The organism is Campylobacter concisus (genome assembly GCF_003049085.1).
Taxonomy (GTDB): Bacteria; Campylobacterota; Campylobacteria; order Campylobacterales; family Campylobacteraceae; genus Campylobacter_A; species Campylobacter_A concisus_H.
Genome location: NZ_PIQX01000010.1, coordinates 30,942 through 47,967, shown reverse-complemented (window position 1 = coordinate 47,967; position 17,026 = coordinate 30,942). Strand labels below are relative to the sequence as shown.

At 38.3% G+C, this 17,026-nt stretch carries 18 protein-coding genes; 8 read left to right on the top strand and 10 right to left on the bottom strand.

Annotation, left to right across the window (positions count from 1 at the left end):
• Positions 1–159: 159 nt before the first annotated feature.
• From CVT13_RS09800 to mqnE, 5 genes are read right to left on the bottom strand one after another with little or no spacing between them, the layout of a single operon-like run.
• A complete protein-coding gene (locus CVT13_RS09800) occupies positions 160–861 on the bottom strand; it encodes a Tfp pilus assembly protein FimT/FimU (RefSeq protein ID WP_107812440.1) in 702 nt (233 codons plus the stop codon).
• Positions 862–2,079: a glycosyltransferase family 39 protein gene (locus CVT13_RS09795; protein ID WP_107812439.1), complete on the bottom strand. Its 1,218-nt coding sequence runs from the start codon at positions 2,077–2,079 to the stop codon at positions 862–864.
• Between the two features lie 9 nt (positions 2,080–2,088).
• The gene (locus CVT13_RS09790; protein WP_107812438.1) at positions 2,089–2,529 is read right to left on the bottom strand and encodes a phosphoribosyltransferase; all 441 of its coding nucleotides are present in this window, start codon (positions 2,527–2,529) and stop codon (positions 2,089–2,091) included.
• A gap of 12 nt (positions 2,530–2,541) precedes the next feature.
• Positions 2,542–3,834, bottom strand: coding sequence for an NCS2 family permease (locus CVT13_RS09785; protein ID WP_072594681.1), 1,293 nt, complete (start codon positions 3,832–3,834; stop codon positions 2,542–2,544).
• Positions 3,835–3,846: 12 nt separating this feature from the next.
• A complete protein-coding gene (gene mqnE, locus CVT13_RS09780; protein ID WP_107812437.1) occupies positions 3,847–4,911 on the bottom strand; it encodes an aminofutalosine synthase MqnE in 1,065 nt (354 codons plus the stop codon).
• 110 nt (positions 4,912–5,021) lie between these two features.
• Between mqnE and CVT13_RS09775 the strand changes: the two genes are divergently transcribed.
• The 7 genes from CVT13_RS09775 (at position 5,022) to CVT13_RS10705 (ending at position 11,528) form a co-directional block, all read left to right on the top strand.
• Positions 5,022–7,517 carry an HD domain-containing protein gene (locus tag CVT13_RS09775; RefSeq protein ID WP_107812436.1) on the top strand — a complete coding sequence of 832 codons (2,496 nt, stop codon included), beginning with the start codon at positions 5,022–5,024 and terminating at the stop codon, positions 7,515–7,517.
• A gap of 3 nt (positions 7,518–7,520) precedes the next feature.
• Positions 7,521–9,332 (top strand): glutamine--fructose-6-phosphate transaminase (isomerizing), encoded by a 1,812-nt coding sequence (glmS, locus tag CVT13_RS09770; protein ID WP_107812435.1) that lies wholly within the window; start codon positions 7,521–7,523, stop codon positions 9,330–9,332.
• Between the two features lie 147 nt (positions 9,333–9,479).
• A complete protein-coding gene (locus tag CVT13_RS09765) occupies positions 9,480–10,268 on the top strand; it encodes a peptidoglycan-binding protein (RefSeq protein ID WP_107812434.1) in 789 nt (262 codons plus the stop codon).
• Between the two features lies 1 nt (position 10,269).
• Positions 10,270–10,692, top strand: coding sequence for a gamma-glutamyl phosphate reductase (locus tag CVT13_RS09760; protein WP_107812433.1), 423 nt, complete (start codon positions 10,270–10,272; stop codon positions 10,690–10,692).
• A gap of 142 nt (positions 10,693–10,834) precedes the next feature.
• Positions 10,835–11,056, top strand: coding sequence for a DUF4172 domain-containing protein (locus CVT13_RS10710; protein WP_107812432.1), 222 nt, complete (start codon positions 10,835–10,837; stop codon positions 11,054–11,056).
• Positions 11,057–11,203: 147 nt separating this feature from the next.
• Entirely contained in the window at positions 11,204–11,335 is a 132-nt protein-coding gene (locus CVT13_RS10570) for a hypothetical protein (RefSeq protein WP_265094430.1), read from the top strand.
• Between the two features lie 88 nt (positions 11,336–11,423).
• On the top strand, positions 11,424–11,528 hold the full coding sequence (locus CVT13_RS10705; RefSeq protein ID WP_103559757.1) for a Fic family protein: 105 nt from the start codon (positions 11,424–11,426) through the stop codon (positions 11,526–11,528).
• A 179-nt stretch (positions 11,529–11,707) separates the two neighbouring features.
• On the opposite strand, the gene CVT13_RS09745 is transcribed toward CVT13_RS10705, so the two are convergent.
• On the bottom strand, positions 11,708–12,202 hold the full coding sequence (locus CVT13_RS09745) for a hypothetical protein (protein WP_107788960.1): 495 nt from the start codon (positions 12,200–12,202) through the stop codon (positions 11,708–11,710).
• An 11-nt stretch (positions 12,203–12,213) separates the two neighbouring features.
• Complete coding sequence (locus tag CVT13_RS09740) at positions 12,214–13,413, bottom strand: 2,3,4,5-tetrahydropyridine-2,6-carboxylate N-succinyltransferase (protein ID WP_107812431.1); 1,200 nt, start codon at positions 13,411–13,413, stop codon at positions 12,214–12,216.
• A gap of 162 nt (positions 13,414–13,575) precedes the next feature.
• Here CVT13_RS09740 and CVT13_RS09735 point away from each other — a divergent pair, with 162 nt between their 5' ends.
• Complete coding sequence (locus tag CVT13_RS09735; RefSeq protein ID WP_103582961.1) at positions 13,576–14,178, top strand: YagU family protein; 603 nt, start codon at positions 13,576–13,578, stop codon at positions 14,176–14,178.
• An 85-nt stretch (positions 14,179–14,263) separates the two neighbouring features.
• Here the strand turns inward: CVT13_RS09735 and CVT13_RS09730 are convergent, their stop codons facing one another.
• From CVT13_RS09730 to CVT13_RS09720, 3 genes are all read right to left on the bottom strand, one after another.
• Complete coding sequence (locus CVT13_RS09730) at positions 14,264–14,716, bottom strand: hypothetical protein (RefSeq protein ID WP_107812430.1); 453 nt, start codon at positions 14,714–14,716, stop codon at positions 14,264–14,266.
• 171 nt (positions 14,717–14,887) lie between these two features.
• Positions 14,888–15,577: a cytochrome-c oxidase gene (locus tag CVT13_RS09725; protein WP_107812429.1), complete on the bottom strand. Its 690-nt coding sequence runs from the start codon at positions 15,575–15,577 to the stop codon at positions 14,888–14,890.
• 104 nt (positions 15,578–15,681) lie between these two features.
• Positions 15,682–17,019 carry a PFL family protein gene (locus tag CVT13_RS09720; protein ID WP_087580664.1) on the bottom strand — a complete coding sequence of 446 codons (1,338 nt, stop codon included), beginning with the start codon at positions 17,017–17,019 and terminating at the stop codon, positions 15,682–15,684.
• Between the last annotated feature and the right edge of the window lie 7 nt (positions 17,020–17,026).

Here is a 17,026-nt window from a genome sequence, read left to right as displayed (position 1 = left end):
TATTAACCAATGAAGTTAAAGGTGGTTTCTCGTTTCGTGAGCTGGAATTATATATGAGCAATACTTAAAGATAGTTGAAATAATTAGGGAATTTGAGAAAAATTGTTAGGCGCTTAAAAATTTTAAATTGTGTATTTTTTATTATTAGGTTTATAGGGTTTAGTTTATATATGCGTATCCACTTCTTTTTTCTATATTTATAGAGGTTACATTGTTATTTTTATCTGTTAAAACTATCTTGCAATCACCTTTCAATAGTCTTGAATAAGGCCTTTTTGCTCCTTTATTGTTAGTAACACTCACCACTCTCATGGGCCTACCTAATTCATCAAAATCAATGGTTTGCGTTTTGCCTTTTCCGCAACTACCAACAAATTTAACCGATTTTATACCATATTTTTTTTCGATATTTAAATCTGTATTAATTTTATTGCAATAGGACTGAGGAATGCCTCTCCAGCCCGCACTTAAGAATTTGTTTGATTTTTGTGTATCGATGGCAACCTCTTCTTTGGAATTTAAGTTACCACTAAATTTATTACCACTACCTCTTTTATCATAAAAAATACTATATTTCCAAGATTTAACCCCAGGCTCATCTACAGAGCACTCTTGTAAACTAGTGTCATTAATAGCTATCCCCCATCTCATTTTAAACCAAAATTTTTCATTTTCTGAATGTACAAATTTATCATCTTGCATGGCAAGGTGCTGGGCGTACCTTATATGCGTTAGCATCTGTGTAGCTGCCTCTCTAGCTCCATTTATTTCTAGCCTTGGTATGATCATTGCTGCAAGTATGCCAACGGCAATGATTACAAAAATAAGCTCTATAACAGTAAAACCCTTGTTTTTATGCATCTACTTACCTCTTACATCAAAATTTGCGATTACTTTTCCCATTTTTTCTATGCAAAATTTTGATTTTTCATCTAGATCGGCGCTTACTAATAAATTTTTAGACTCATCTCTTACATCTATACCGTAAAATTTAAGTCTTAAAGCAAGCTTTTTATTATCAGTGTATAAATCCTTAATTTCCGCTTCTTTTAATTTAGCAGCAAGCTCTTTTACAATATCAAATTTATAGACAAAATGTTTTGTTGGGTTGTCTAAAAATAGATAGAAAATTTGATTAAATACGATCATCGACCAGTTTAAGGCTAAAAAAAGCATCACTAAGGTCGTGCAAATTTTATAGCCTTTTCTAAATTTTGGCAATCTTACACGATACGAATTAAAAAATACTCTTACCATAAGTGGCGTTGCGATCACGCAAAATGGCAAAAACTGCTCAAGTTCCAACCTTTGGCGCACTGAGACTATCATGCAAAAGCAAAATGAGCAAATCACAATAAACCATAAGAGATCCTTCTTTTCCTTAACCCAAATTCTATAAATCGTATAGACAAAAAATATAAAGACAAATGGCGAGAAAACAGCGGCAAAGATACCAAAAGTATCGATAAAGTGCCCACTTGGCCTACCATTTGTATCAAAACCAAAAAAGTAAAGCGTGAGTAAAAACAAAATAGCACTTAGCCAAGCAAGAGGCGGCTTTCTTTTGTAAAGTGCAAATATAAAAAATCCTGCGTAAAATATCAAAAAATCGCCATCTATAAAAAAAGAAAGACAAAAAAATGTTACGAATAAAATTTTATTTTTAACATGAAAAAAGTATATACATAAGAGCGCCAGCATAACGCAAAGCCCAGCATTATTGACGATAAGAGCTGAAGCTAGCGTGCCAGGAAGTAAGATAAAAAGCAATACCGCAATAAGTCTGTCAAACTCCAATTTAATGTAAAATTTGCTTACCTTATACATTAAAACGACGCTTATGACATGAAAAGCGATCATCACAGATCTTAGAGCAATATCTGTTTGACCAAAAATTTGAACGCTTAATTTTAAAACATGGCTAAGAAAATTTTGTTTGTTAAAAAAAATTTCAGCTTCACTGTAACTTATACTAAGAGAATTTGCCGTATAAAGTAAAAATATACAATCAATCAAACATATCAAAAATACGCTAAAGGCGACGTGATGTCCAACAAATTCTCTAAATTTATCTAGCAAAAATTTTCCTTAAATATGTATATCCCAAAAAAACTCGATCCAATCGTGAGCCTCTTTTACCTTAAATTCTGGCAAAAGCAGAGCCTTCTCTTTATAAAAGACGGTCGCTATTTTTATATCTAATTTTGGATAACACTTGAGTAGCTCTCTTTTTATCTCGACCATGCTCTCTCCACTATCGATGATGTCATCTACGAGTAAAATTTTAGTGTATTTGCTAAGATCTGGCACATTAAAGATATTAATCGTATCAAGTTTGTTTGTATCTTCATAATGAATAGAATTTAAGGTGAATAAATTTCTATTATTAAGCGCAACAGCTAGCGAGTGGCCAAGCGTTAAACCGCCTCTTGCCACAGCTAGTATCACCTCTGGGTCAAACTCATCTTTTATCTGTTTTGCCATCTTTTTAGTATCAACAGCAAATTCATCGTAGCTATAAAATATCATCTTTCATCCTTATCAATGCACTAAAAATACGATAAAACTAATGAGCGCTAGCACGACTACACCTAAATTTATATCGCTAAATTCTCTCTTTATGAGCTTAACTATTACGTATGACATAAAGCCAAATGCAAGGCCGTTTGTGATCGAGTAAGTAAGCGGGATAAGCACAACTATAAAAAATGTCGCAACTGCAATGGCTGGATCTTTGAAATTTATACTAGCAAGCTCAGCAAACATAAGCACGCCAACCATTACAAGGATCGGATAAATGGCATTGCCAGGGATCGCTTTAAAAAGTGGCAACATAAAGAGTGTAAGTATAAATAAAAGTCCGCAAAATACAGCCGTTAGACCAGTTCTACCGCCCTCTTCTACACCGCTAGCACTCTCTACAAACGATGTGGTCGTACTTACGCCTACAAGTGAGCCAGCTGCCGTAGCAATAGCGTCAGCTTCAAGAGTTTTTTCAAGTTTTACGACGCCATCTTTTTTGTTTTCATCAAAAATTCCAGCCCTCGTGCCTACACCAGCTAGTGTGCCTATCGAGTCAAAAAGATCAGTCACAAAAAAGGTGATAACAACTGGCAGCAAGGCTAGACTAAGCGCGCCTTTTATATCAAGCTCTAAAAATATCGGAGAGATAGAAGCCGGAGTTGAGAAAATTTCTGTTGGATGAGGAGCGATACCAAGCACCCAAGCTATCACTGAAGTAGCAAGCACAGCTAGGATAAACGCGCCCTTTATCTTCCACGCCCAAAAGCAAATAACTAAAAATAGTCCCAAAACGCCAAGAAGTACGTTTGGATCTTTGAAATTTCCTATACCAACCAAAACTGCGTCGCTATTTACGATAAAGCCCATTTGCTGAAACGCCACAAAGCTGATAAATGTGCCTATGCCAGCGCTTATCGCCCTTCTTAGATCAAGTGGGATGGATCTAATTATCCACATCCTAAAATTTGTAAAAGATAAGACGACAAATATCACGCCACTTAAGAAAACAACGCCAAGAGCCGTTTGCCAAGGCACCTTCATGCCGATGCAAAGACCAAATGTAAAATAAGCGTTAAGCCCCATGCCAACGCTCATCGCAACTGGCGTGTTCGCCCAAAGACCATTTAATATCGTAGAAAAGATGGTAATTAGCGCAGTTGCAGTGATTAGTGCCTCATAAGGCATACCAGTTTTGCTCATAATGATCGCATTTACCGGCACGATATACATCATCGCTAAAAACGTCGTAAGTCCCGCTCCAAATTCCTGCTTCACACTCGTTTTGTTTTGTGCTAAGTCAAAAAATTTCACCCCAAGCTCCTTTTAGTAAATTTTAAGTTCGTTATATAAGCTATCACGCTCAACTGGCGTAAAACCAGATGTTTTTATGAGATCGCAAAATGTCTTTAGTGTAACGCCATTTGCGCTATTTGCGCCAGCTGCACTTTGGATGCTCTCTTTTTCTATCGTGCCATCAAGATCATCGGCACCAAATTCCTGAGCTATCATCGCTAAATTTAGCGTCGAAGTAGCCCAGTAAGCTTTGATATGTGGGACATTATCAAGCACAAGACGTGAGATCGCCAGAGTCTTTAAAATTTCAGCTGATCCTAGAAATTTCACATCTTTTAAGTAGTTATTTTCTCTTTGATAAACTAGTGGGATAAACGCGTTAAATCCGCCAGTTTCATCTTGCAAGTCCCTAATCCTTAGCATGTGATCGATCCTGTTATCGCGGCTTTCTATGTGGCCAAAAAGCATTGTTGCATTGCTTTGCTTGCCGTGATCGTGCCACATTTTATGGATTTTGAGCCAGTTTTCGCTACTTACTTTGCCTTTGCAAATTTTAGCCCTGACCTCTTCATCAAAAATTTCAGCCCCGCCGCCTGGCATGCTATCGACGCCGTATTCGAGCATCTTTTCTATCACCTCATCGTAGCTTAAGCCATAATGCCTTGATAAAAAGTCGATCTCAGCTGCCGTCATCGCCTTTACGTGAAGCTCTGGATGAGCTGCCTTTATCTTTTTAAAAATTTCTAAATACCACTGCCAGCCGCTTTGTGCGTTGTGAGCTGACACGATGTGTATCTCCTTTACGCCGTGGCTCACGCTCTCATCAACGATCTTTAAAATTTCTTCGTGGCTCATTAAGTATGGATTTGGATTTTTTCTGTGAGCCGAAAATGCGCAAAATTTACAGATATCAGCACAGATATTTGTTGGGTTTATGTGGCGATTTACATTAAAAAAAACCTTGTTGCCATGCAGTTTTCTACGTTTTTTATCGGCAAATTTAGCCAAGGTAAAAAGATCAAGCTCATAAAGCGAAAAAGCCTCTTGCTTGCTTAATCTCTCGCCACTTTTTAGTTTTTGTAATAGATTCATTATTTATATCGTCCTAAAGCTGAACTTAAGGCTTCATTATAGGCAAATAAAGCTTTGTTTTTGCAAAAATTATGTAACATTTGCCAAGATATTTTTAACAATGGAAACATTAAATGCTGGCCGATAAAAGTACCAAAAATAGCGATAATTATTTAAAAATCAAAGAGAAATTTCTTGATTTTAAGGCAAATTTACCAAGACATTTTCAAAAAAATCAGGGTAGAAATTTCACAAATTTCTTGGCCAAAGAATACGATGATTTTATAAAATCTTATTTAAATGAAACTATGCGAGATTTTTTTGATGATTTTGTACCACAAAATGACAGCTTTGCCTTTAGTGTTTTAGCTACTGGAAAATACGCCCAAACCTTACTTAGCGCAAATAGTGAGCTTGAAATTTTACTAGTTTATAAAAATTTAAAAGGTTACAATATAAAGAATTTCTTAAAAGAATTTAGCGAAATTTTAAGTAGCTCTGGAATAAATTTTTATATAAAAAGCGCTGAAATAGATGAAATTTTTACAAATTACAAAGATGATCTCAAATTTAAAAGCGAAACATCGCAAGTCCGATATATCTGTGGTTCAAAAAGTCTCTACCGCCTAGTAAAAAGCGAGATCGTAAAATTAAAAGAATTTGATAAAAAAGCCTTTTTAAACTACCATTTAAAGGCATTCTTGCCATTTTCTAGCATCAGCTACTTAGCCCAAGAGCCAAATTTAAAAAGTGGCTTTGGCGGGATAGATGAAATTTATCACCTAAACTGCATACTAAACTACCTTGATAGCGACATTTCAGTTAGATCACAAGCCCTAAAAGTGATGAATGAAAAAGAGATCGCTAGCTTTAACCTAAATGTGGACTTTTTACTAAGCCTACTAACCACCTTAAATTTGACGCAAAATTCTGATACTTTTAGCGCTTCAAGCGTTGAGATCACGACAAATTTCATGCAAACAAAGTCCAAAAAGCTTCAAGATAACGAAAGCGTTATTAGCCAAAAAATGCTAAGCTCGATGAATAATGTCGCTATTTATTCGAGGTTTATCGTCGCTTCTCTTTGCAGGCCATTTTTTAAAAGTGAGCTAAATTTTGATCAGAGAAAATTTGCAAGGCTAAAAAATGGCTTTTACGAAATAAATGGCGTTATTTACGTGCCACTTCATAAAAAGCCAGCTCTCATTGAAAATCTAATAACCGAGCTTTTAGAGCTAAAAGATGTGGATTATAAATTTGACATAAGTGCGATCTTTTACATCAAGCGAGCCATTATCACAAAAAGTGGCTTAGAGCGCGCTATCAGCGAGTTTAAGAAGATATTTTTAAGAAAAAATTCCTACGCTATTTTAAAGTCATTGCTTGATGCGCAAATGATACAAATTTTAATAAAACCAATGGAACACATCAGCCAGCTAGCTCAGTACGACGGCTATCACGAATTTACGGTCGATGAGCATAGCATTTTAAGTGTAAAATTTCTTGAAAATATAAAAGATAAATTCATAAAAAATCTCTATACCGAGCTTTGCTTGGAGGGCAAAACAATGCTAAAGATCGTGACTTTAATGCACGACGTTGGCAAGGGGCTTGGCAAAGATCACGCAAATATCGGCGCTAATATCTTTAGAGCCTACGCAAACAAGCTAAATTTAAGTCAAAAAGCTGTAAATATCGGCGTCATCTTGATAAAATACCACACGCTAATGAGCAATGTCTCAAACAGAGAAGACATTTATTCCCAACGCGTTATATTTGCTTTTATCTCAAAGCTTGGCGACAAGCAGGTTTTAAAACTGCTTTACATCCTTAGCTACTGCGTGATAAATGCGACAAACGAGAGGCTCTATAACGCCTACACAGCAAAGCTTTTAAGGGAACTTTATGAAATTTCTCTTAGTGCATTTAGCGATGAAAATTTACTAGATGAAGCGACAAGGCGCGTAAAAAAAGAGCAGTCTATAAAACGAAATAGCGAGTTTTTGGCACTTGAATCAAAGCTGCAAGAGAAAATTTTTAAAATCACATCAAATCTTGTCTTTATAAAATATAGTGTGAGTGAGATCATAAATTTAAGCAAGGTTGCAGATAGCTTAGATGCGACAGAAATTTTTATAAATAACTCTAAAAATTTAAGCATTCAGATTTATACAAAAAAGAGCCTAAATTTAAGTGCTCTGCTCTATGAATTTGCTAAATTTGACCTAGCATACATGGAAATTTTTGAGCTATTTGAGAAGAAATTTTATATCAGGCTTGATTTTAACCAAAATGTTAAAAAAGAGGAGCTTGAAACTACTAAAAATTTAGCTCTAAAATCCTTAAATAGCGAGGTTTTAAAAGAGCCTTTGAAACCAAACATTAACAAAGATGAGATAAACTTCGAGCTAAATCACTCAAAAGATTACGCCAAACTTAGCATCAACGCAAAAGATCAGCGTGGGCTAATGGCTTATGTGATGAGTGTTTTTGATAGGCTTCATTTTCAGGTCACGAGTGCTAGAATCCAAACGGTCAAAAATAGAACAAGAAATCTCTTCTTGATCGAGAAAAACGAGCGACTTGAGAGTAAAGGCGAAGAGATATTAAATTTATTAATAAGTGAGTAAAACATGTGTGGAATCGTAGGATACATCGGAGATAAAGAGAAAAAAGAGGTTATTTTAAGCGGTCTAAAAGAGCTTGAGTACCGAGGATATGACAGCGCTGGCATGGCTGTGATGAGTGATGGCAAGATCGATTTTTTTAAGGCAGTTGGCAAGCTTGAAAATTTAGCCCTAAAGACAAAGGACTTTACATCAGAGGGTTTTGGCGTGGCGATAGGTCACACACGCTGGGCAACTCACGGCAAACCAACTGAGATCAATGCTCACCCACACCTTGGCGAGCACTCATTTGTCGTTCATAACGGCATCATCGAAAACTACAAAGAGCTTAAAGATGAGCTTGAAGCAAAGGGCGTGAAATTTGTCAGCCAAACCGACACCGAAGTGATCGTGCACCTTTTTGAAGAAATTTTAAAAGAGAAAAAAGACCCATTTAAAGCTTATGAGGCAACTATTGCAAAGCTAAGAGGTGCATACGCGACGCTACTTATCACAAAAACTGCACCTGATAAGATATTTTTCGCAAAAGATGCCGCCCCTATGGCGATAGGTAAGAGTAATGAAAAAGAGCTATATTTTGCCTCATCAGATGCCCCACTTATCGGTAACGCAACAGAGGTGGCATATCTTGATGACAATAATTACGGCTACGTGAGCTTGGACGAGATTGCCGTTTTTAAACACGGCAAAAAGGCGAGCATAACGTTTAATGCTTTACCAAAAGATAAGAGCTATGCCCAAAAAGAGGGATATACATTTTTCATGGAGAAAGAAATTTACGAGCAAGGTGCGGTCGTATCTGAAACCATCATGGGCAGGGTTAAAAACCACAAAGTCACTCTTGAAAATTTAGACGATGAATATCTAAAAAATATCGATGATATCGTGCTTTGTGCGTGCGGTACGAGCTACCATGCAGCACTAACTGCAAGCTATCTTTTTGAAAGGCTTGCTAAAGTTAGAACAAAGGTCGAAGTAGCAAGCGAATTTAGATACAGAAAGCCTTATCTAAACAAAAACTCGCTCTTCATCGTCATCTCACAAAGTGGCGAGACAGCCGATACTCTTGAGGCACTTAGGATAGCAAAAGAGGCTGGGCTTAGAACGCTTGCGATTTGCAACGTCGATAACTCATCTATCGTTAGGCTAGCTGACAATACACTTCTAACTCGTGCTGGCATCGAAAAAGGTGTGGCAAGCACAAAGGCCTTTGCAACGCAGATCATCGTGCTTTGGATGCTTGTGCTTCAAATGGCGGCAGCTAAAAATTCTATCAGCAAAAAAGAGCTTGATCACGAGATCAAAACGCTTCTTCACATTCCACAAATTTTAAATATCAATAACTCTCTTCAAGAAAAGCTTCACCGCCTAAGCAAGCACTATTTGCACGGTCATGGCTTCTTCTTCATCGGTAGAGACATCTTTTATCCGCTTGCGCTTGAAGGTGCTTTAAAACTTAAAGAAATTTCATATCTTCACGCCGAGGGCTATCCATCAGGTGAGATGAAACACGGCCCTATCGCACTTGCAGATGAGAAGTTATTTACGATCGCTTTAATGCCTCAAAATTTACTCTATGAGAAGACAAAGAGCAATGTCGAAGAGCTTGCCGCAAGAGATGCATATATCCTAGCGATAAGCCCACTTGAGTTTGAGTTAAGCGATGACTACGTAAAAACAAGCGTTCAAGATCACTATATGAGCGAATTTTTTGAGATGATGCTTGTGCTTCAGCTACTTGCACTTGAAATTTCTGTTAGACTTGGCAACAACGTCGATATGCCAAGAAATCTTGCAAAAAGCGTAACTGTCGAATAATTTATGTGGCTGGCATCTTGCTGGCTGCTTAAATTTTTATAAAAGTAGTTTTGCATTATGCTACTAAACATAAATCTTATATTAATATTTTTATAATATTTGCTTATATATAATGTTAAAAAACCAACTTAAATATTAAGGATAAAAATGAAGTTAAGTTCATCTTTACTAAGTGTAGGCCTTGGAGTTTTACTTTTAAGCGGTTGCGCAACTGGCAACAACAATGGCGTAACTGGCAGTGCTGCTGGTAGCAACAATAAAAACGCTAACACAAAAATAGAAAAGTGTAGTAGCACTCTTGGAACACTTGCGTTTTATGAAGACCAAAATTCTGATTGGTATTCATATTTAACACACAACTACAAGCTCACATCGACTATTCCGGTTTTGCGTCTTCTTGCGCAACAAACTGGTTGTTTTGTTATAGTTGAACGTGGCGCTATGATGGATAATATGATGCAAGAGCGTGCACTTGATAGATCAGGCGAACTACGTGGTGGTTCCGGCTTTGGTAAAGGTAAAATGGTAGCAGCTGATTATACTATTCGCCCTGAAATTTTCTTTAGCAACGAAGATACAGGCGGAGCAGGTGCTCTTGTTGAAGCACTTTTTGGTAGTGTAGCAGGTGCTATAGCTGGTGGTTTTTCAACAAAAGAGACACAAACCACATTGGTTCTTATAGAAAATCGTTCAGGTGTTCAATTAGCGGCAGCTATTGGCTCGGCTTCTAGCACTGACTTCTTTGGCATGGGTGGCGGTGCTGGCGCTTCTCTTGGTGCTGGACTTGGCGTATATTCAAGAACACCTGAGGGAAAAACACTTGTAAATGCTTTCCTTGATTCGATGAATCAATTAGTTATCGCCCTAAAAGACTACAAAGCACAAAATGTAAAAGGCGGTCTTGGCAAAGGCGGAAGTTTAAAAGTAGGAGAATAACATGAAATTTTTAGCCATTTTATTTTGTTCATTGACTTTTTTGTTTGCTATGAGTTATGAAAAAAAAGTTGAAGCTAGGCTTTGTGGTCTTATAAATCAAAGAGAAATGGCTAAAATTTATGGCGATATAAGAAGCATTGATAGCTTTGACAAAAAAATAGAAAGCTACAAATTTCGCAACGGAATAGAAAAATTTGACGAGGATAGTTGCCGTGCAAATGGCTACTATCCTGTTGATCCAAACTATGCGCCATATCCGCCTAACTACCACCCATACTATCGAAATGAGTACGAAAGATATGATAGATTTCAGCGTGGTTACCGCGGAGGCTACTATAACGATGACGACTACGATGATGGTTTTGATCGTGGTTATAGGCGTGGTTATAAGGATGCTAGAAGAGACTATAGGCTAGGTAGATAATCTTATCTAGCCTTAACTTTAACTGGCTCTTTTCTAACAAAAAAACGACTTCTACAAATAGCAAATCAAAAACAATACATATACCAAATTTTACTGCTATAAATAAGTTCAGTGCATTGATTAAAAATTACAAAACCTGTAGATACGACAACATCCCAACTACCCAAATTTTTCTTTCGACAAAAGAGCAATAGACACCCTTACAAATAAGCTAGAGCAAGACCATAAAAATTTAAAAGAGCTAACAAGCAATATCAGCAGAGACGATCTTTTAAAGGTGCAAATTAGTGCACTTGAAGATGAAATAATAAGTTCATCTCTCATAGGGGGCGAAAGGCTTAAAAGATCAAGCATTCGCTCGTAGATAAAAAAGAGGCTAGATGAAAATTTTGACTGGCTAGCTGATACTCATGCGACTAGACACAGTGTTAATCTAGTCTCGCTAATGTTTGAAGTAAATTTAAACAAAGACTATATGAACCTCGAGCGGCTACATGGCTAGCACAATACCTTGTTTGAATGTATCCAAAGCAAAACTTACAAGATAAAACGAGCCAAGTTTAGAGATGATGAGATGAGCGTCGTCTCAGGCTCCCCAGAAAATGTGCAAATCCACTATGAAGCCTTGCCAGTAGAGGTATAGAAGATGAGATGAGAACTTTTAAAATTTTATCAACAAAAGCCTTAAAAACGCATATCTAAAAAGTTTTATTGCACATCTTTAGTTTTTTATCCATCCTTATGATGACGGTAATGGACGCATAACAAGGGCTTTGGCGCACTACTTTTTAAGAGAAGATGGTGTTAAGCCATTTTCTATCTCTAGCATTATTTAAGCAAATAGAAAAAATTATTATGAAATTTTAGAGCAGATAACAAAGCTTGGAAATAATTTAAATTTTGATTTCACAGAGTGGATAATGTAGCACACCTACAAGCGGTAAATAGCGCTATAAACAAGCTATAAGCTTACTAAAAATATAAAATTTCTATCGTAATTTAAGAGTCAAAGCCATTAAAATTTATCTTTACCTAGTATCGTTGTCAGCTGTTCTTTTATTCTATCATCGAATTCACTAACACTTATGACACCCCTACTTTCGCACATCTTGGCATCATTAACATCACAGTAGTCACTAAGTGCATTTTTGTATCCGCCCCTTATGCAAGCCTCTCTGTCTTCTAAAAATCCAGCACCACCAAGGATAAGCACGCCAAGGTCAAAACCTATCTTAAATTTCGCACTCGCCGAGCTTTTAACCCAGCTTAAAAATATCTCATCGTATCTTAATCCAAGTGCTCCAACGCCATCTGGCACTACCAAAATATCCACACCATAAAGGCTCTCAGCATAAATTTCTGGATGAAGCCTGACGCCAAATTCATCGATTATCTCAGGCTTTAGTGCGTAAGTCTTGATATTAAAATCCTCAAATTTATGTAAAAAATCATAAATTTTGGCAAAGCTTAGTAGATTTAGCTTGTCAAACATCAAAATGCCAACTTTCATGCTAGCTCCTTTTAATGAAGTGCCTCATTTAGCTTGATCGCCCTTTTGCTCGCACTTGCAGTGATCTGGCCTGTTTGGCTATTTTGTCTAAAATGAAGTCCATTTAGCCCACCAAGCTCAAGCGCTTTGTAAATTTCAGCTTTAAATTTAAACTCTGGATTTAGTTTGGCTAGCTTTTCACGCTCACTGGCAGAGATATAGACCTTTGTGCCTTCAAGCACCGCTATGCCGGCATCCACGATGCAGTTATCACCAAGAGGCACACCCGTGACTGAGTTTGCGCCAAGCAAGCAGTGTTTGCCAATGCTTACAGGGTTGCCGTTTGTGCCACTTAGCACGCCAAGTATGCTTGCCCCTCCGCCTACGTCGCTACCCTCGCCAACTACGACAGAGCTGCTGACTCTGCCTTCAACCATAACGCCACCAGTTGTACCTGCGTTAAAGTTGATGTAGGCAGCACCAGGCATAACGACTGTGCCAGGATACACGGCAGCACCCATGCGAACCTTGGCTGAGTCTAAAATTCTCGTGTTATCAGCTGGGATGATGTGGCTTAAAAATCTTGGGAATTTATCCACGCTAACGATCGCTGGATATTCGCCAAACATCTTTAGAGAAATTTCATTTTCTCTTAGCCATTCAAGCTCAATTGGCGTATTTTGGCTAGTCCATGCAACATTTGGTAACGTACCAAAAGCTCCATCAAGCACGATCGTCCTAGGTGCGACTTTGCCAAGTGAGATCAAGTAAAGCTTGAGATATACGGCCTCCACGCTAAGTGGTTTTGCATCATCAAACAAAAATACAAGCTTAAATTTATTCTCATTTAGTTCAAGATCGTCATCAAATGCCATTTTTACGGCATGCAAATTTTGTACATTTTTATGAGAGCTTATCTCTTTTTCAAAGACACTAAAGAGCTTGCTAGCCTTTTTTACCACTTTTGGAGTAAGATCAGCTACAAATTCAGAGCCATTAAAATCAACCTTAACATCACATTTTTGCAAGGCATAGATATAAGCGGCTGCGCTTAAAAAGCTCTCTTTGTAATTTACAACAGCAAAAGTCGCTTGCAAAATTTTATCTGTATTTTTTTGTCCGCGATCGATCCTAGCGATACCAAAAGCAAGCGGATCTTTGTAACCATCTTTTTTTCTAAATTCTTCAAAAAATTCCTTAAAATCATTTGCATCTTTAAACTCTTTAGACATCTATTCTCCTTTAAATTTTTTCTTAGTCTAGCCAAAAATGGCTAAAAATTTTATGATTTTAAGTCCATTAAAATTTTAAATATTTTTATGTTTTTAATAATGATTAATTTTATCATAAAGTAAATTGCAATAAGATTTTGCAAATTTAAAGAAGGAGTTTAAATGTCAAATTTAGTAACAAAACCTAGATTTGCTCTGGCTGCATTGATCGGCCTTGTCGCTGGCGTTGTCTCAGCCTTTGTCAAATGGGGAGCAGAATTCCCACTTCCTCCAAGAAGTCCGATGGATATGTTTAACGCTGCTTGCGGACCAGAGAGTGCCATTAGAGCAGCCGATGCAATCGATTGCTCTAGAAATTTCTTAAATCCGCCTTATGTATTTTTAAGGGATTATTTGGGCGTAGCCGATCCAAATGCCGCTATTTACGAGTTTGCAGGGCATGCGTTTAACTACGTAATGATGACGCATATATTGTTTTCGATCGTTTTCGCGGTTGCTTATTGTGTTTTGGCTGAAAAATTTCCAAAGATTACAATATGGCAAGGCTTACTAGTTGGTGTTATCGTAAATATCGCTGTTCACGTGATCACATTGCCTATTTTGGGACTTACTCCACCACTTTGGACACTCCCTTGGTACGAGCATGTATCTGAATTTGTCGGCCACATGATATGGTTCTGGTCAATAGAGATCATCCGTCACGACCTAAGAGCTAGGATCACAAAAGAAAAAGATCCAAGTGATTATTGCTGCTGCAACGCATAAGTGTAAATTTTTGCTGTTTTGGGACAAAAACCTAAAATAGCAACCAAATTTATCTCACCGTTTAAAAGCAAAAATTTATCCGCGATTAGCACTCCTGGCTAAGCTCTAAATTTTCTAAACGAAGTGGCTTTTCACCTTCAAAAATCACCCCAACACCAAAAGGTTCGCAAATATCAAGCGCACCCTCAGCAAATCTCATCAGCCACTGCCTATCGTGCGCATAAAAGGTGCATTGAGGCGAGCTAAAAGGCAAATCGCAGACTGGCACGTCAAGTAATTTAAGCTCGTCCTTGCTCAAAAGGCACCCTCGCCTAAGCTCATCTTTTAAAAAGACAAGCGCCTCTTTTACGTACCAATCGATATCACCGGCGATACGCTGTGCTAGCAAAGTAGTCTCATTATCCACGTCTGCCCCATCTGTGCTAACAAGGCAAAACGGCACCTGTCCAAAAATTTTACTTTTTAGCCACGTCTGGGCATACCAGATAAAGCCATCATCTGTTGCAACTTTTTCAAGTTCGCCAAATTTTAAAGTCATTTTTTATTCTCATTTTTGTGGTTTTGCTACTCTTACGAAAAAGAGCGAAATTTAAGCAGATTTGTAGTGATCTAAAATTTATCATCTAAAATGGAGATGGCTTATAAATTTGCCCTTTTAGTATAAAGCAAAAGCTAAATTTACAAGCAAATTTTCAGTTTTTCTCGCCATTTAGAAGCAAAATTTCTCATCAGTGCCATTTTGCTTGCGCATAGCTTTAAAGTTAGCAAGATTGTCTTTGTCTAAAAAGTAATCTTTCTCTTTTTTATTGCGAGTTTCTAGCTTTTCTATGCCTTTTGCAAGGGCTGCTTTTCTATCTTCGTGAGGCGAGCTAAATTCTGGCGAGAACATCGCTTCATAGGCATTTTTCTTAGTCCATTCAAGCGCTTTATCAGCGATCTCTTGTTGCTTTTTGATATCGCAAAATGCATAAGGATTGACCACGTCGCCAACAAGCTTCATAAACGCCCCTATCGCGGCCACCACGTCAGTAAATTTCTCGCCCTCCATGTCTATAACGCCTCTTAGCAAGATCGCGCGATTTTTTGCCGCATAAAACCAAAATACCGCATCATCACGAAGTCCAAGATCGTATGCGCGAGCTGAAAGGACAAAAAGAGTTGTCGGAGAGACCATTTGCGGGGCGTCTTGCACGATCTTTTCAGCCTTTTTAAAGTCCTCTTCTTTGCCACTTTTTAAAAGCTCATCTATCTTATCATAGACCTTTACGTACTCCACCTTGCCAGCATTTGCTGAGTAGTATGGCGTGACGTAGATGTCGATACTTCTTACTTTGCCATCATTTGCAAAGCCACATACCGCTCCAAAAAGTAGCGCCGTAAGCAGTGATAAAATTTTCATTTTAGCTCCTTGGCTTAAAATTTTTATTATTTTAACTAAAAGCAGTTGAAAAGATTAGGATAAATTTAAGAAAAAGTCCGCAAATTTAAAGCGGACTTCGAAGATTAGTTTTTAAAACTATGAATTGGAGCCGGAATTTGTCCGCCACGAGCGATGAAGTCGGCACTAGAGGCTTTGTTTATCTTCATCACAGGCGCTCTTCCTAAAAGACCGCCAAACTCGATCATATCGCCCTCACGGCCTAATGGTATGATACGAACCGCTGTTGTTTTTTGATTTATAACGCCGATAGCCGCCTCATCAGCGATCATCGCAGCTATGCTCTCGCTTGGCGTGTCCGCAGGTATGGCGATCATATCAAGACCAACCGAGCATATCGCGGTCATCGCTTCAAGCTTTTCTAAATTTAGCGATCCCGCGCGCACCGCCGCTATCATACCCTCATCCTCAGAAACTGGGATAAACGCACCGCTTAAGCCGCCAACTTGATTGCACGCCATGACGCCACCTTTTTTTACTGCGTCATTTAGGAGAGCAAGTGCCGCAGTCGTTCCGTGTGTACCAACAGCCTCAAGCCCCATCTCTTCAAGCACACGAGCTACCGAGTCGCCCACAGCAGGCGTCGGAGCAAGAGAGAGATCGACGATACCAAATTTAACCCCAAGGCGCTCACTCGCCATCTGGCCAACTAGCTGGCCGATACGCGTGATCTTAAATGCCGTCTTTTTCACAGTCTCAGCTACCACGTCAAAGCTCTCGCCACGCACCTTTTCAAGTGCCCTTTTTACCACGCCTGGACCAGAAACGCCAACATTTATCACCACATCAGCCTCGCCCACGCCATGAAATGCCCCAGCCATGAAAGGATTGTCCTCGACTGCGTTTGCAAAGACGACAAGCTTAGCACAACCCATCTCCGAAGCTGCCGCCGTCTCTTTTATGATACGTCCCATGTCACGCACTGCGCTCATATTTATGCCAGTTTTTGTTGAGCCGACATTGACACTTGCACATACTTTTGAAGTCTGAGAAAGTGCTTGTGGGATAGAATTTATCAAAATTTCATCGCCCTTTTGATATCCCTTTTGAACTAAAGCTGAAAAACCACCTATAAAATCAATACCAACCTCAATAGCCGCTCTATCAAGCGTCTTTGCGATCATCACGTAGTCTTTTGCGTCCGTTGCGGCGCCGATTATCGAGATAGGCGTCACGCTCACTCTTTTATTGACAATTGGTATGCCTAGCTCAGCAGAAATTTCATTGCCCACTTTGACTAGGTCTTTGGCTTTAGTGGTGATTTTTGCGTAAATTTTGTCGCAAGCCTTGTTTATATCAGGATCGATACAGTCAAGCAAACTAATGCCCATCGTGATCGTTCTGATGTCAAAATTTTGCTCTTCGATCATCGAGATTGTTTCGGTTACATTTTTGATGTCCATTGTTTTT

Bases quoted from the DNA above. Each gene is read 5' to 3' on its own strand.
- CVT13_RS09800 (WP_107812440.1), bottom strand. From the start codon at position 861: ATGCATAAAAACAAGGGTTTTACTGTTATAGAGCTTATTTTTGTAATC.
- CVT13_RS09790 (WP_107812438.1), bottom strand. From the start codon at position 2,529: ATGATATTTTATAGCTACGATGAATTTGCTGTTGATACTAAAAAGATG.
- CVT13_RS09775 (WP_107812436.1), top strand. From the start codon at position 5,022: ATGCTGGCCGATAAAAGTACCAAAAATAGCGATAATTATTTAAAAATC.
- glmS (WP_107812435.1), top strand. From the start codon at position 7,521: ATGTGTGGAATCGTAGGATACATCGGAGATAAAGAGAAAAAAGAGGTT.
- CVT13_RS09765 (WP_107812434.1), top strand. From the start codon at position 9,480: ATGAAGTTAAGTTCATCTTTACTAAGTGTAGGCCTTGGAGTTTTACTT.
- CVT13_RS09760 (WP_107812433.1), top strand. From the start codon at position 10,270: ATGAAATTTTTAGCCATTTTATTTTGTTCATTGACTTTTTTGTTTGCT.
- CVT13_RS09745 (WP_107788960.1), bottom strand. From the start codon at position 12,202: ATGAAAGTTGGCATTTTGATGTTTGACAAGCTAAATCTACTAAGCTTT.
- CVT13_RS09740 (WP_107812431.1), bottom strand. From the start codon at position 13,413: ATGTCTAAAGAGTTTAAAGATGCAAATGATTTTAAGGAATTTTTTGAA.
- CVT13_RS09735 (WP_103582961.1), top strand. From the start codon at position 13,576: ATGTCAAATTTAGTAACAAAACCTAGATTTGCTCTGGCTGCATTGATC.
- CVT13_RS09730 (WP_107812430.1), bottom strand. From the start codon at position 14,716: ATGACTTTAAAATTTGGCGAACTTGAAAAAGTTGCAACAGATGATGGC.
- CVT13_RS09725 (WP_107812429.1), bottom strand. From the start codon at position 15,577: ATGAAAATTTTATCACTGCTTACGGCGCTACTTTTTGGAGCGGTATGT.
- CVT13_RS09720 (WP_087580664.1), bottom strand. From the start codon at position 17,019: ATGGACATCAAAAATGTAACCGAAACAATCTCGATGATCGAAGAGCAA.